The sequence below is a fragment of the Paenibacillus sp. GYB006 genome (assembly GCF_036577645.1).
Classification (GTDB): Bacteria; Bacillota; Bacilli; order Paenibacillales; family Paenibacillaceae; genus Paenibacillus.
The window spans coordinates 21,920-36,138 of the sequence record NZ_JARBDA010000019.1; the positions used below are offsets into that span (position 1 = coordinate 21,920).

The following is a 14,219-nucleotide window of genomic DNA, read 5'->3' on the forward strand; positions in this document are numbered from 1 at the left end:
TTAGCTTAATTATCTTTTTTTTGCTATGATGAAGCGTAAGAAGTGACAGGAGGAGTGTATTTTATGGCAAGACCCGTTGTGGCTATAGTCGGACGTCCGAATGTAGGGAAATCAACAATTTTTAACCGGATCATCGGCGACCGGTTGGCCATTGTGGAAGATAAACCGGGAATTACGCGTGACCGTTTGTATGGTGTGGCGGAATGGAACGGCAAACCTTTCAGTATTATTGATACGGGAGGAATCGAAATTGATGGTGAAGATATCATTCTGAGATCCATCCGTATGCAAGCAGAGCTCGCTATTGAAGAAGCTGATGTCATCGTATTTATGTGTGATGCGAAGACAGGAGTTACGCAAGCTGATGAAGAAGTGGCTCAAATTCTGTATCGATCCGGTAAACCGATCATCGTTGCAGTTAATAAAGTAGACAATATGGGTCGAAGCGACCTCATTTATGAATTCTATTCTTTTGGATTTGGTGATCCGATTGGTATCTCCGGAAGTCATGGTACTGGAATTGGTGACTTGCTTGATGCGATTGCTAGTAACCTCCCTGAACTCGAGGAAGATGGGTATGATGAAGATGTAATTAGAGTTGCTCTCATCGGACGACCAAATGTGGGGAAATCATCGCTAGTCAATGCAATTCTTGGGGAAGAACGCGTTATCGTAAGTGATATAGCCGGAACAACAAGGGATGCGATTGATACTCCGTTTGAAAAAGATGGTCAGCGTTATGTCCTTATTGACACGGCAGGTATGAGAAAACGCGGCAAGGTATATGAAACTACCGAGAAATACAGCGTAATGCGTGCAATGCGTGCGATTGAACGTGCTGATGTTGTACTGATTGTTATTAATGGCGAAGAAGGAATCATTGATCAGGACAAGCATATTGCTGGTTATGCTTATGAAGCAGGCAAAGCTTCCTTATTCGTGGTGAACAAATGGGATGTTGTAGATAAGGACGACAAAACCATGCGTGAATTCGAAAAGAACATTCGGGATCATTTCCTGTTCATGACCTATGCACCGATCGTATTCCTTTCTGCAAAAACCAAACAGCGCTTACAAAAATTGCTTCCTGTAGTACAGCATGTATCGCAGCAGCATGTCATGCGTGTTCAGACTCATTTACTTAACGATGTAGTATCTGATGCAGTGGCTATTAACCCGCCGCCAACAGACAAAGGAAGACGACTGCGCATTAATTATGTAACACAAGTAGCAGTGAAGCCCCCTACAATTGTTGTTTTTGTAAATGATCCGGAACTGATGCACTTCTCTTATGAGCGTTACCTTGAGAATAAAATACGTGCTGCTTTCAATTTTGAAGGTACACCTATTCGTATATTTACTCGGCGTAAGTCCGACGAAGGTTAGGGGAGAAACAATGTGATTTATGCTATCATGGCTATAATCATCAGCTATCTTCTAGGTTCCGTAAGCTTTAGCTTTTTGCTTGGTAAACTAACAAAAGGCATAGATATACGGGATCATGGAAGCGGCAATGCAGGCGCAACGAATACATTACGTGTCCTTGGAAAAGGGCCGGCTATTCTTGTGCTTGTACTTGACGTTGCAAAAGGGGTCGCAGCGGTATGGATCGGCAAATGGCTTGGCGGTGATTCACAGTGGGTTCCAGCGCTGTGTGGAGTCGCTGCCATTGTTGGTCATAACTGGCCCGTATTTTTCCGTTTTCGTGGAGGGAAAGGGATTGCAACCGCCATTGGCGTGCTTGCAACCCTTTGTTTATTACCCGCTTTATATGCAGGAATTATAGCGATTATGTGTATTATAATTACTAGATACGTATCCTTAGGTTCTTTAATTTTCGTATTTTTAACTCCTGTGTTCTTATTTATCCTTCTTTATCCATGGCCATTATTTTGGTGTAGTCTCGTGATTTGTATACTAGCCTTCTGGAGGCATCGGACGAATATCATGAAACTGATACGCGGGGAAGAAAATAAGCTGGGATCTCGTTCATCAAAAGGGGGTAAACGGGTTGTCTAACAAAGTAACGTTACTGGTAGCTGGAAGCTGGGGAACTGCACTGGCAAGTGTTCTTGCAGACAATGGCCATGATGTGTACATGTGGACACGAAGTAACGAGCAAGCCGCTGAGATTAACGAACAGCATACGAATGCAAGGTACTTACCCGGTATTATTTTATCCGAACGAATTATGGCTACAAGTGATATGAAAGAAGCGGTAGAAGGCAGTCAGGCTATTATTATTGTAGCTCCTTCCTCTGCGATGCGTTCCGTGGTACAACAACTGCAGCCTTTTTACAAAAAAGGCACACTTATTGTACATGCAACGAAAGGCTTCGAGACGGCAACTCTAAAAAGAATGTCTGTCGTCATTTCGGAGGAACTCGGCTGTCCTGAGGGAGATATTGTAGTGCTTTCAGGTCCGAGTCATGCGGAAGAAGTCGTTCAGAAAAAACCGACCACAACTGTGGTGGCATCCTTAAATGATGAGCTTGCTAATCGTGCTAGAGATTTGTTCATGAATGTGAACTTTAGAGTATACACCAATCGAGATTTGCTTGGTGTTGAACTAGCAGGTGCGTTTAAGAATATCATTGCTTTAGGTGCAGGAATGTCGGACGGTCTTGGATTTGGCGATAATGCCAAAGCAGCGATCATAACCCGCGGCCTTGCGGAGATTGCTCGAATTGGTGTAGAGATGGGGGCTAACCCGCTTACCTTTTCAGGACTCGCTGGCGTAGGGGATTTAGTCGTGACCGCAACAAGCAAGCATAGCCGTAACTGGCGTGCTGGATATGCGCTTGGACAAGGCAAACCGCTGCAAGAAGTACTAGATGCCATGGGCATGGTTGTGGAAGGAATTCGTACTACAGAAGCAGCTCATGCGATATCACAAAAGTATAATGTCCAAATGCCGATCGCTGATCAGCTCTATAAAGTGCTATTCACAGGCAAAGACAGCCGTACTGCGGTAGAAGCGCTGATGGGCCGTGATCCTAAGACAGAGATGGAAGTCATGAGACTCGAAACATGGGAGCAGTGGCACACTTAGATTAATGGGCTCTTTTCTCATTTCTTCCCTTTCCATCACCCTTCGATAAGACAGCTCATATAATATGTTGAGTTTTTGTCTTAAGGAGGGGAATAAATGGCTGACAATATTTCTAAAGATGCTCTAAATGCAATTAATAAAAAGACGGGGAAGAAGATCTCGGAAGGCGCAGTGAAGAAGCTCGCTAGTACGGTGAAACCTTCTACTTTACAAAATGAGGATCAGCTGAGAACGCTGATCAAGCAAGTTTCTGCAATGGCAAAAATACCTGTTAGTGAAGAAACGATCCAGGAAATCGTCAATGCGATCAAGAAAAGCGGTATGAATCCGAGTAACATGGAAGCAATCATGAAAATGATGATGAAAAAGAAATAATATATCCAGTTAAGAAAGAGATATTCACCTCTTTCTTGCTACGAAGAACAAAGATGGCCCATGCCTATAATCTTTGTTCTTTTTCTTTTTACAAGGAGGAACGGTTAAGATTTCATGTTATAATCACTTTATCTGAAAAAAGATGGGTAATACATTATTTTCTGGGATCGATAGATGTATTGGAGGATGAAACATGGATGCAATGGACAAGATGTGGCTTTCGATTATCGCTGTTCTAATTATGGGATTGTCTGTCTTCTTGATTACTTTTGCACGTGCGAAGACAAAGGGTATAATAAAAGGAGTTTTATCTTTCCTTGCTTTTATAATTATGCTGCTCGGACTTCTTAGTGGTCTGGTATCTATTATGTAATTATAAAAAGGAAGTCTGAATTCATTAAACGATTGGAGTCATGATAAGTGCTTGATACAGCTTTAAACGTCTTAGGTAAGGCTTGGAACCCAAAGCGATACAAATGGCTGTTAGGAGGAAGCTGCAGCCTTCTGTTGCAGGGAGTAGAACTAACGGACCCGCCGAATGATATTGATGTATATGCTGATTTTGAAACCGCTAAACCATTACATAAAGAGATCAGTTCATTTTCAGTGGATGAGCAGCGTCTGGATCGAAGCGGTACCTATACTTCTTTGCTCAGTCATTATCAGATCGGTGAAGCATCTTTGGAATTATCCGGAGGGTTTGAAATTTGTACATCAGACTCACTTTATCGAACAGATATTGCTTTTTTGATTCCTTATGCACAGAAATATAATATTCCGGGTACGCATCATTCCATTTTTATGACACCGCTCAGTCATGAGCTCATGTTTAACATCCTTCGTGAGCGGGCAGATCGATATGATCTGATAGCAAAGAAAATGAATGAGAATATAGACGCTCATACCCCTTTATTAAAAGATCTAATTCGACGTAATGTGTGGTCATCAGCACATCTGAAACAGTTGGAGGATGTACTAGGAGTAAATGGTGATTCACTACGACAACAGGGGCGGCTCTGACACAGCTAGAATGTGTACGGACAAGCAGGGGGGCAAGTGATGAAGGTAACCTTTTTACCAAGTGGCAAACAGGTTGAAGTGAAGCAGGGAGTTACTTTGCTTCAAGCAAGTCGTTTAGCAGGGATAACCATCCCTACAAGGTGCGGAGGTAAGGCTGGATGTATGATGTGCAAAGTTGACGTTCCCGAGGGAGAAGAAGGTCATCTGAGTAAACCAGGGGGAGCAGAACGTAACAAGCTCGGCACATGGCTCGATCGTGGGACACGTCTAGCTTGTCAGGCTACTGTTCAGGACTCGGTCACAGTTCAAGTACCTGAGGATAAGCTGAAAGCAGCGATCCGCAAACAGCTCGAAAGACAAGCGGAAGAAGATACACTATGGTAAGATTCCGGAAAATGATAGCTAGATTCTAATAAAGGATGGGCTTAATTTATGAGGAAAGTATACGGAATCATAAGAAAACAGCGTGTTTTCCTATGTGCTGCTATAACTGCGCTCATGTTGTTACTGTCGGGCTGTATGCACTCTTCAGGGGAAAGTAACAAAGAAGCGTGGGCTACGAATTATGACGGGAGTGTCTCGAGGGTTCAGAATGCAATAGATGCCTTTCAAGAATCGAATGGTGTCTTGCCGATTATTACGGCTGGGGCTGAAGTCCCGATTTATGAGAAGTTTCGAGTTGATATGAGCAAACTTGAACGAGAAGGATATGTTGACGATATTCCAAAGACGGCCTTTGAGAAAGGTGGAAGTGCGTATTTTCTCGTTCAAAATGAAGAAGTCGATCCGGTCGTTAAAGTGATGGATCTTTTAACCGTCCAAAAAGTAACTCTAGTTCAGCGTCTAGTTGATTCTTATTATGCCTCTCATGGAACATGGCCAGTGAAGGAAGAAATGTATCCGAACATTCATCTAGTGGACATAGAAGCCATTCAAAATTCGGGGAACCGGGTTGAAGATTTGGCAAGTGTGTACTCTGGTGAAATACTCCCTTACATCATAGACCCTGAAGGAACGGTGTATGCAGATTATGCTTTTGACATTATGCAGCTCATCGATCGAAAAAAAATCAAGCCGATAAGATCTGAAGACTTAAGGAAACACCTAACGGAAGAATCTCATTTTGTGCCTGTAAAATCACTTCCTTATACGTGGGATGGTGGTCAGCCTATCGCTGTCCCAACCCTTTCGTAATCATGATCTAGCATTAACACCGTCCCTTTGAGGGGCGGTGTTTTTATATATTAGAGAGCCATTCGTCATAATTGATAGCTAGCATTCATATATTTAGCGTGGATGGTCTTCAGGAGATCGTGAATCTTCTTAAAAAGAGAGTGCTTCAAGAATAACCAACCAAAAAAAATAGAAAAGACGTCATACTGCAAAGGTCATGTACATACTATGATACTAGTCCAAAAGCATGTACGAGTTACGCCGCTCATCTTTCTTTCATCAGAATGTGATATGTCGGCGGCGGACGACTTCCGGGCAATCGTTATAACTGCTCTACCGTTGCAGGGATTAACGTCTTCTGATTGAAAACGAAGCGGATGCTCTTTAGCATTTTTCCTTCGGAGTATGTTTAGGAGGGGATTTCATTTGGAAAAAGTAGACATTTTCAAAGACATTGCTGAGCGAACCGGTGGAGACATTTATCTCGGAGTAGTCGGTGCAGTTCGCACAGGGAAATCAACATTCATCAAACGATTTATGGAAACTATTGTTTTACCTAACATTACTAACGAAGCAGACAGAGTAAGGGCGATTGATGAACTTCCGCAAAGTGCAGCAGGAAAAACAATTATGACCACTGAACCTAAATTTGTACCTAACAGTGCTGTACAGATTAAAGTAGCAGATGGCCTTGACGTTAATGTCCGTCTTGTGGATTGTGTAGGATATGCGGTAGAAGGAGCCAAAGGATATGAAGATGAAAATGGCCCTCGTATGATTTCTACCCCATGGTTTGAAGAACCCATTCCTTTTCAAGAAGCAGCAGAGATTGGGACACGAAAGGTCATTCAGGAACATTCTACACTCGGTGTAGTGGTCACAACCGATGGCACGATTGCGGAGATTGCACGTGAATCCTATGTGGAATCCGAAGAAAGAGTCATCGCTGAACTGAAAGAAGTAGGTAAACCTTTTGTTCTCATCATAAACTCAACGAAGCCTAAGGGCGAAGAAGCATTACAGCTTCGTGCTGAACTTGCCGAAAAATATGATGTCCCTGTTATGACGTTAAGTGCTGCAACAATGACAGAAGAGGATGTTACCGGTGTACTTCGAGAAGTACTGTATGAATTCCCGGTTCACGAGGTAAATGTAAATTTACCAAGCTGGGTTATGGTACTGAATGAAAATCACTGGCTGCGTGCAAGTTATGAGAACTCAGTTCGGGATACGGTAAAGGATATTCGCAGACTAAGAGATGTGGATCACGTGGTATCTCAGTTTATGGAATATGAATTTATTGACCGGGCGGGACTCAGCGGAATGAATATGGGGCAAGGAGTTGCAGAGATTGATCTCTATGCACCAGATGAGCTTTATGATCAGATTCTATATGAAGTAGTGGGAATTGAGATCAGAGGTAAGGATCATCTCTTGCAACTAATGCAGGACTTCTCCCACGCCAAAAAAGAGTATGACCGTTTTGCAGAAGCACTGGAAATGGTCAAAACAACAGGGTATGGAATTGCTGCTCCATCGCTTGCTGAGATGGCTTTGGATGAACCCGAACTTATCCGTCAAGGAACTAGATTTGGGGTTAGGCTGAAAGCAACAGCACCATCGATCCACATGATCCGTGTCGATGTAGAGTCTGAATTTGCACCAATCATTGGTACCGAGAAACAGAGTGAGGAACTGGTCCGATACCTCATGCAGGATTTCGAGAATGACCCAATTAAGGTATGGGATTCAGATATGTTCGGCCGTTCCCTGCATTCCATTGTAAGGGAAGGAATTCAAGGTAAAATTGCCATGATGCCGGATAATGCAAGATATAAACTCCAAGAGACGCTCGGACGGATTATTAACGAAGGTTCTGGCGGACTTATAGCAATCATATTGTAATTCATGGCCTGGCCCATAGATTTACCACCAAAATAACCGCAGGGGTTTCTCCCTTTCGGTTATTTTGTGTATCTTAGCTCCCTACCAAAATAGGGAAAATAATCAATTAGTAGTGTGGCTTTTTATCAATTTTGTCCCGAGAACGGTGATTCTACTTGAAATTGTGTCCTGACTGTATTACTATAAACCTTGTTCCGCTTGAGGGATAGAGATTCACTTGAAGTAACAAAGATGAACCTAGTCTCTTGCGGAGAAAGTATGAACCTATGAACAATATTACTTGGGAATAGGTATATCTTATGTATATTTTGTGATGAAACGGGAACAAAGTATAACACTTAGATAATAATATCAGGAGGTGAATTGACTTGAATAAATCTGATCTGATCACACAAGTAGCTGAATCTACTGAACTCGCTAAGAAAGATGTGACGAAAGCGGTTGATGCCGTATTCGAAGCTATTTCTGAAGCATTGCAAAAAGGTGACAAAGTACAACTCGTTGGTTTTGGTAACTTTGAAGTACGCGAGCGTTCTGCACGTAAAGGACGTAACCCGCAAACAGGTGAGGAAATCGAAATTCCAGCGAGCAAAATTCCTGCTTTTAAACCAGGTAAAGCGCTCAAAGACGGAATCAAATAAGATTTCTACATACTTTTATGTAATCGAAAAGTCCGTGAATTCGTTCACGGCTTTTTTCTTTTTAGTAGGAAGGGGTGAAGTTCATGGAAGGTCCAATCAACAACGGGGATTATATCGTAATCAAGGCACAAGAAAACGGTGTTCATGTCATTGGTTTGACGCGAGGTCATGATACCCGGTTCCACCATACGGAGAAGCTCGATAAGGGTGAGGTTCTCATCGCACAATTTACAGATCATACCTCTGCTATTAAAATTCGCGGCAAAGCAGAAGTCATGACAAAACACGGTGTTATTGAATCAGATCAATAAAAAGAGCGGGAAATTAGAAACCGTCTTTTCATTTTAAAAAGCAGGCATAGCCTGTTTTTTTCGTTGTACAATAGAGTATGGGCCTTCTGTTAGATGTTTACACTAAGAAGGACAGGAGGTCTATCTATTGAAAAAGAGAAGAATATTATCCCTTGTTCTCGTCATGTCTCTTGGTGCAGCGGTACTTTTGTCAACGTTTGTTACGGGGCAAAGTAAAAAGTGGATAGCAGAAGAATCAAAAGAAGTGCTTTCGGCAAATGAACAATTAACACTAACTGATAAAAATTTGGTTGACGCTTTGCATGATCTTTCTTTACATACGCCGATCAGTAAAGTGAAATGGAGTAAAAATGTGCTGACCCTAGATCTCAAAGTGACAGGGAACTCCATCATACCTTCCGAAATTTATATAGATATTGCGAGTATCGCATCCTTTTCCATGGAGCGAACGAATAACGTAAGTCAGCTTATGCTTCGTGTGCTTGCGGAAGATGAATGGGCAGGGAAGAGGCATTTACTTCTCTCTGCAGATATAAAACGCGCTGAATGGGACAGACAAGCATGGATGAAGTTAAGCGAATGGAAAAACTCGGCGCTACCTGATGAACTGATTCAAAGGTTTCATATGACAGAGACAAATCTATGGCGTGAGCAGTTTATTTCCTCTGAAAACGGTTATTGATGCCCTGTGCGGGTATAAGAAACATATGTTATAATAGATAAGATTGTGACGAAGATGCTTGATTATTTTTGAATGAACGCTCGGAGGATTTATAATGATTTCATACCGCGTAGCAAATCTTGCAAAAAAATATACGGATTATGATATGATACAGCGGCATACGGAATTGCCGACGTTTCCTAATGGCCGTGTACAGTTGCTTTACACGTTTTTGAACCAAGGGCAGAGACATTCAGTTGAGGACAGCGAACTCTTTTCCTTAGTTACAGCACTTGTACAAATGGGACTAGATACGCATGAGATGATTGATGTTCAGGAAGAAGATCTTGGAGAGCAGGATATGCGTTCTCGTCAGCTTAAAGTGCTCGGAGGCGATTTTTTTAGTTCACGGTTTTATCAATTGCTAGCCCAATCCGGTCATATATCGGTTATTGCTTCGCTCAGTGATGGGATCTGCCGATTGAATGAACGGAAAATGAGCCTTTATGACCGTATGAAGAAACACAAGGTTTCCTCCGAAGATTATGTGCAAGAATCGGTACAGCTGAAGAAGCAGCTGTTTCTTTCTTTTCAAAACATGATTTCGGAACAACAAGCGGGGCTCTATGACCAGTTTCTAACCTCATTTAGTCTGTTGGATATGCTTGTTGAAGAACGGGAAGCTGCAAACGACGTTGAACGTTCAAAATCAAGATTCGCTTATTTACATGTTTATGAAAACGAAAGTTTGGATGTACGCTCTGCCTTGGCAAAAGGGATGGTTACGCCATCCGAATGGAATGAACTGATTAGTAAGCATAAAACAATCGAAGTGCTGACGAAGAAGATAGACCAGTCCGTGCTTTCGGTTCAAGGTTTATTAGAGAATCATGTGCACGATCATGTGCTTCGTGAAGAACTAAAGACCCTCTTAGAACCCTATTTCTTACATAGGGCAAGTGCATAAGTTTATTGTTCGATGAAAAGTGAATAAAGGTGGTATTTATACATGCAGCATGGGGGGAACAAGCCGAAGGAACAGTACGTCCATTCGGTTTTTCAGAGTATTGCTGGTAAGTATGATGTAATGAATGACACGCTTAGCTTTAGACGTCATAAGGCCTGGCGTAAATTCACAATGAAAAAAATGAATGTACAGCCTGGACAAACGGCATTAGATGTCTGCTGTGGCACTTGTGACTGGACGCTCGCACTTGCAGAAGCAAGTGAAACGGGTCACATCGAAGGACTTGATTTTAGCAGCAATATGCTGGAAGTAGGTCAGCGTAAAGTTGAAAAACTAGGCCGCAAACAGCAGATTACGCTCATTCAGGGGAATGCGATGAGTTTGCCTTATGAAGATAATAGCTTTGATTACGTAACAATTGGCTTTGGTCTTCGTAATGTGCCGGATATCAAACAAGTATTAAACGAAATGCAGCGTGTAGTAAAACCAGGAGGGAAGGTCGTCTGTCTGGAACTCTCTAAACCTACCTGGCAGCCGTTTAAAGGTTTGTATTATTTTTATTTTAGAAATATGCTTCCTTTTATTGCCAAGCTGTTAGCAAAGCGTTACGAACAGTACAAATGGTTACCTGACTCCCTTATGATGTTTCCTGGAAGAGCGGAACTCGAACAGATTTTCAAAGAGACCGGCTTACAAAACGTCACTTCCTATGCCTTAACGGGCGGAATAGCAGCATTACATATCGGGATCAAGGAGAGTCAGCATGTTTAAGAAAATTGGTATTTTTCTAGAAATGATTAAAATTGAGCATACGCTGTTTGCGTTGCCTTTTGCATTTATGGGTGCTGTGCTGGGATCGACAGAAATAACAGGCCATTTACCGAGTTGGGCTCAGATTGGCTGGGTACTGCTCGCTATGATTGGTGCGCGAAGCGCTGCCTTTGGACTCAATCGAATGATAGACCGCGTGATTGATGCCAAGAACCCTAGAACGGCTGGACGAGCCATTCCAGCAGGACTTCTCAAAATCAGCGAAGTTGTTGTTTTTGTAATTATCTCTTTTATTTTATTATTTTGGGCAGCATCACAGCTTAATCCGCTTTCGGTAAAACTCCTTCCGATTGCTGTATTTATGCTCGTTATTTATTCTTATACCAAACGGTTCACATGGGCTTGCCATATTGTACTAGGTTTTACCATTGCCCTTGCTCCGCTTGGCGGATGGGTCGCAGTGACAGGAGAAATTAACCTGAGCAGTCTTGTGCTTTTTGTAGCGGCCGCTTTTTGGACAGCAGGTTTTGATATTATTTATGCGTGCCAGGATATTGATTTTGATAGAGAAGAAGGCGTGTACTCCATTCCTTCGCGTTTTGGTATCGCTGGGGCATTGACTATTGCAAAAGTATTTCACATCATTACTGCGGCTGGCTTTATTGCCTTATTCTTTATCACAGGTTTAAGCTGGATCTATGCAGTAGGAATTCTGATCTCTTGTGCGCTGCTCATTTATGAGCATTACATTGTGACACCGAGTGATCTAAGTCGTTTACAGACGGCTTTCTTTACTCTGAACAGTGTAGTCAGCATCGTAATCTTTGTCTTTACTTTGATTGATGTGGTGGTGTTTTAACTTGACAGCAAACCGGTTGAAAAGACTTGCCGTTGGCATTACAGGGGCAAGCGGCAGTATATACGGAATACGGCTGATTGAAACTTTACTTGATCAGGCCTATGAAGTTCACCTTGTCGTATCAAATGCAGGCTGGCGTGTCATAAAAGAAGAACTAGGCTGGAACGTTACGGACCGGGAAGGGATTTTGAACGAGAAGTTCGGGAGCCGTCCCGGTTCTCTTGTTTATCATCCCGTAAATGACATCGGGGCTTCGATCGCAAGCGGTTCATTTTTAATGGACGGGATGATCATCATGCCATGTTCTATGGGCACCTTATCAGCCATTGCTCATGGAGCCTCAGATAATCTGATGGCTCGCGCGGCAGATGTGATGATGAAAGAGGGCCGTTCCTTAGTTTTGGTTCCGAGAGAGACGCCGCTTCATGCGATACATCTCGAAAATATGTTGAAGCTGTCACGCCTTGGAGTCAAAATGATTCCTGCGATGCCGGCCTTTTATTACCATCCCAAAACGATGGATGATTTAATTAATTTCCTTGTTGGAAAAGTACTAGATACTCTTCATATTGAGCATGATCTGTTTACGAGATGGGGGGAGACAACATGAATACTCACAGCAAAACCGTTCTCGGTAAGATTAGTTATACCAATGCTTGGCCTATCTTTCATTATTTTGATCCCAAGAAACTTACCCATCCGGTCGAGATGGTTACAGAAGTCCCCGCTGTACTGAATCAAAGAATACATGAAGGTACACTTGATCTGAGTGCCATGTCTTCTTTTGCTTATGGTATGGAATCAAGGCGCCTGATGGCATTGCCTGATATATCGGTCAGCAGTAAAGGCGAAGTGAAATCAATTCTGCTCTTCAGTAAAAAGAAGATAGAAGACCTGGGCAGTGGAACAATCGCTCTGACAAATACGTCGGCTACTTCTGTGAATTTATTGAAAATACTAATGACGAAGTTCTACAAATTGAACCCAACGTATATTACACAGGAACCGGATCTGCCTTCTATGATGGAGCAGGCAGATGCAGCTTTATTGATCGGCGATTCTGCGATACAGGCATCTTGGACAAATCATGGCTATCATGTCTATGATCTGGGCGAGAGATGGCACTATTTCACGAACCAAAGTATGACTTTTGCGGTATGGGCAGTTTCATCTGATTATGCCAAATGTCATAGTGAAGTGATTCATGAGATCACAGATGCTTTTATATCAAGTAAAGAAAAGATTATGCAAGAACTTACTCCGGTTATAGATGAAGCGATACAAAAAATCGGAGGAACGAAATCTTATTGGTATGATTATTTTACGAATTTATGTTACGATTTTGGTGAAAATGAGTTGCAGGGCCTGCAACTGTATTTCCGTTATGCACATGAGCTTGGTCTCATGGAGCATGAGGTCCGGCTGGATCTCTGGAATGAGAATAAGCTGATACGGGTGACGGAATGAAACTACTGGATATATTGACTGAACTTAAAAAAGATATGAAGTACATCGAGAAAGAATTGTATAAAAGTGTGGAAACGGATCAGAAGCTGCTTGCTGAGACTTCCTTACACTTGCTGAAAGCAGGTGGTAAGAGGCTGCGTCCTGTCTTTGTTTTGCTGGGCGGTAAATTTGGAACCTATGATATTGAAGTGCTGAAACATATCGCTGTTCCGTTAGAACTCATTCATTCTTCTTCTCTTGTTCATGATGATGTGATTGATAACGCGAAGACACGCCGCGGACAACTCACAGTGAAATCCAAATGGGATAATCGGATTGCGATGTACACAGGAGATTACATTTATGCCAGAGCAATGCTCATGATTACGGAACTCCCTAATCCACTGATCCATCAGACCATGGCAAAAGCGATGGTTCAGATGACCATTGGTGAAATGGAACAAATCCGAGATTTCTTCAATACGGATCAGAGTATTCGGAATTACTTACTTCGTATCCGCCGGAAGACGGCTCTGCTGATTGCGATCAGTTGCCAGCTAGGGGCCGTGGCCGCGGGAGCTTCCAGTGACATTTGTAGACGCTTATACAGCTATGGATACAATGTGGGGATGGCATTCCAAATTCAGGATGACCTGCTGGACCTTAGAGGAACAGAGAAGCAGCTTGGTAAACCACCGGGAAGTGATATGCTTCAAGGCAATATTACAATACCCGTCATTTATGCGTTACAGGATGAGAAGATTAGACCCGATCTGTTGCAACTGATCGCTAACATTCGAGATCAGAATGATATGGGTAGTGTTCGTGCTGCAGTGGGTATGATTAAAGAGAGTGCGGGAATGACTAAAGCGGAGGAGCTTGCTGACCGATATATGAATAAAGCTCTTGATGCCTTGGAAGGACTCCCTGACATCAAGACAAAGAAAAATTTGCGGGATATCGCTCATTTTGTCGTAAAACGTTCATATTAATCAGGCAGGAAGATGTTCTCACGAAGTCGAAAGCTTACGAAGCAGC

At 42.6% G+C, this 14,219-nt stretch carries 18 protein-coding genes; all 18 read left to right on the forward strand.

Annotated features, from left to right (window positions below):
* Nucleotides 1-63: 63 nt before the first annotated feature.
* The 18 genes from der (at nt 64) to PV403_RS22290 (ending at nt 14,173) form a co-directional block, all read left to right on the forward strand.
* Entirely contained in the window at nt 64-1,386 is a 1,323-nt protein-coding gene (der, locus tag PV403_RS22205; RefSeq protein WP_160033301.1) for a ribosome biogenesis GTPase Der, read from the forward strand.
* Nucleotides 1,387-1,398: 12 nt separating this feature from the next.
* Nucleotides 1,399-2,019, forward strand: coding sequence for a glycerol-3-phosphate 1-O-acyltransferase PlsY (gene plsY, locus PV403_RS22210; protein ID WP_213529598.1), 621 nt, complete (start codon nt 1,399-1,401; stop codon nt 2,017-2,019).
* Nucleotides 2,012-3,052 (forward strand): NAD(P)H-dependent glycerol-3-phosphate dehydrogenase, encoded by a 1,041-nt coding sequence (locus tag PV403_RS22215; RefSeq protein WP_213529595.1) that lies wholly within the window; start codon nt 2,012-2,014, stop codon nt 3,050-3,052. Before plsY ends, PV403_RS22215 begins: the two co-directional genes overlap by 8 nt.
* 96 nt (nt 3,053-3,148) lie before the next feature.
* On the forward strand, nt 3,149-3,427 hold the full coding sequence (locus PV403_RS22220) for a stage VI sporulation protein F (protein ID WP_191799234.1): 279 nt from the start codon (nt 3,149-3,151) through the stop codon (nt 3,425-3,427).
* Between the two features lie 193 nt (nt 3,428-3,620).
* The gene (locus PV403_RS22225) at nt 3,621-3,800 is read left to right on the forward strand and encodes a DUF2768 family protein (RefSeq protein WP_160033293.1); all 180 of its coding nucleotides are present in this window, start codon (nt 3,621-3,623) and stop codon (nt 3,798-3,800) included.
* Nucleotides 3,801-3,847: 47 nt separating this feature from the next.
* Complete coding sequence (locus PV403_RS22230) at nt 3,848-4,447, forward strand: hypothetical protein (protein WP_332086008.1); 600 nt, start codon at nt 3,848-3,850, stop codon at nt 4,445-4,447.
* A 39-nt stretch (nt 4,448-4,486) separates the two neighbouring features.
* Nucleotides 4,487-4,831 (forward strand): 2Fe-2S iron-sulfur cluster-binding protein, encoded by a 345-nt coding sequence (locus PV403_RS22235; RefSeq protein WP_332086009.1) that lies wholly within the window; start codon nt 4,487-4,489, stop codon nt 4,829-4,831.
* Nucleotides 4,832-4,879: 48 nt separating this feature from the next.
* Nucleotides 4,880-5,641 carry a hypothetical protein gene (locus tag PV403_RS22240; protein WP_332086010.1) on the forward strand — a complete coding sequence of 254 codons (762 nt, stop codon included), beginning with the start codon at nt 4,880-4,882 and terminating at the stop codon, nt 5,639-5,641.
* A 405-nt stretch (nt 5,642-6,046) separates the two neighbouring features.
* Complete coding sequence (gene spoIVA / locus PV403_RS22245) at nt 6,047-7,525, forward strand: stage IV sporulation protein A (protein ID WP_213529587.1); 1,479 nt, start codon at nt 6,047-6,049, stop codon at nt 7,523-7,525.
* Nucleotides 7,526-7,893: 368 nt separating this feature from the next.
* Nucleotides 7,894-8,166, forward strand: coding sequence for an HU family DNA-binding protein (locus PV403_RS22250; protein ID WP_160033283.1), 273 nt, complete (start codon nt 7,894-7,896; stop codon nt 8,164-8,166).
* Nucleotides 8,167-8,249: 83 nt separating this feature from the next.
* On the forward strand, nt 8,250-8,477 hold the full coding sequence (gene mtrB, locus PV403_RS22255; RefSeq protein ID WP_213529585.1) for a trp RNA-binding attenuation protein MtrB: 228 nt from the start codon (nt 8,250-8,252) through the stop codon (nt 8,475-8,477).
* 127 nt (nt 8,478-8,604) lie between these two features.
* Nucleotides 8,605-9,159: a hypothetical protein gene (locus PV403_RS22260; protein WP_332086011.1), complete on the forward strand. Its 555-nt coding sequence runs from the start codon at nt 8,605-8,607 to the stop codon at nt 9,157-9,159.
* A gap of 94 nt (nt 9,160-9,253) precedes the next feature.
* Nucleotides 9,254-10,105: a heptaprenyl diphosphate synthase component 1 gene (locus tag PV403_RS22265; RefSeq protein WP_213529581.1), complete on the forward strand. Its 852-nt coding sequence runs from the start codon at nt 9,254-9,256 to the stop codon at nt 10,103-10,105.
* A gap of 42 nt (nt 10,106-10,147) precedes the next feature.
* Nucleotides 10,148-10,876, forward strand: coding sequence for a demethylmenaquinone methyltransferase (locus tag PV403_RS22270; protein WP_213529579.1), 729 nt, complete (start codon nt 10,148-10,150; stop codon nt 10,874-10,876).
* Complete coding sequence (locus PV403_RS22275; RefSeq protein ID WP_213529578.1) at nt 10,869-11,735, forward strand: UbiA-like polyprenyltransferase; 867 nt, start codon at nt 10,869-10,871, stop codon at nt 11,733-11,735. Before PV403_RS22270 ends, PV403_RS22275 begins: the two co-directional genes overlap by 8 nt.
* Nucleotide 11,736: 1 nt before the next feature.
* Entirely contained in the window at nt 11,737-12,345 is a 609-nt protein-coding gene (locus PV403_RS22280) for a UbiX family flavin prenyltransferase (protein WP_236570537.1), read from the forward strand.
* Nucleotides 12,342-13,202, forward strand: coding sequence for a menaquinone biosynthetic enzyme MqnA/MqnD family protein (locus PV403_RS22285; protein ID WP_332086012.1), 861 nt, complete (start codon nt 12,342-12,344; stop codon nt 13,200-13,202). Before PV403_RS22280 ends, PV403_RS22285 begins: the two co-directional genes overlap by 4 nt.
* Nucleotides 13,199-14,173, forward strand: a complete 975-nt coding sequence (locus tag PV403_RS22290; protein ID WP_332086013.1) for a polyprenyl synthetase family protein — start codon at nt 13,199-13,201, stop codon at nt 14,171-14,173. Before PV403_RS22285 ends, PV403_RS22290 begins: the two co-directional genes overlap by 4 nt.
* Nucleotides 14,174-14,219 lie beyond the last annotated feature (46 nt).

What these genes read in the sequence shown, in the direction of transcription:
- PV403_RS22225 (WP_160033293.1), top strand. Translation starts at nt 3,621, where the DNA reads ATGGATGCAATGGACAAGATGTGGCTTTCGATTATCGCTGTTCTAATT.
- PV403_RS22220 (WP_191799234.1), top strand. Translation starts at nt 3,149, where the DNA reads ATGGCTGACAATATTTCTAAAGATGCTCTAAATGCAATTAATAAAAAG.
- PV403_RS22240 (WP_332086010.1), top strand. Translation starts at nt 4,880, where the DNA reads ATGAGGAAAGTATACGGAATCATAAGAAAACAGCGTGTTTTCCTATGT.
- PV403_RS22290 (WP_332086013.1), top strand. Translation starts at nt 13,199, where the DNA reads ATGAAACTACTGGATATATTGACTGAACTTAAAAAAGATATGAAGTAC.
- der (WP_160033301.1), top strand. Translation starts at nt 64, where the DNA reads ATGGCAAGACCCGTTGTGGCTATAGTCGGACGTCCGAATGTAGGGAAA.
- PV403_RS22235 (WP_332086009.1), top strand. Translation starts at nt 4,487, where the DNA reads ATGAAGGTAACCTTTTTACCAAGTGGCAAACAGGTTGAAGTGAAGCAG.
- PV403_RS22270 (WP_213529579.1), top strand. Translation starts at nt 10,148, where the DNA reads ATGCAGCATGGGGGGAACAAGCCGAAGGAACAGTACGTCCATTCGGTT.
- PV403_RS22265 (WP_213529581.1), top strand. Translation starts at nt 9,254, where the DNA reads ATGATTTCATACCGCGTAGCAAATCTTGCAAAAAAATATACGGATTAT.
- PV403_RS22285 (WP_332086012.1), top strand. Translation starts at nt 12,342, where the DNA reads ATGAATACTCACAGCAAAACCGTTCTCGGTAAGATTAGTTATACCAAT.
- mtrB (WP_213529585.1), top strand. Translation starts at nt 8,250, where the DNA reads ATGGAAGGTCCAATCAACAACGGGGATTATATCGTAATCAAGGCACAA.
- PV403_RS22275 (WP_213529578.1), top strand. Translation starts at nt 10,869, where the DNA reads ATGTTTAAGAAAATTGGTATTTTTCTAGAAATGATTAAAATTGAGCAT.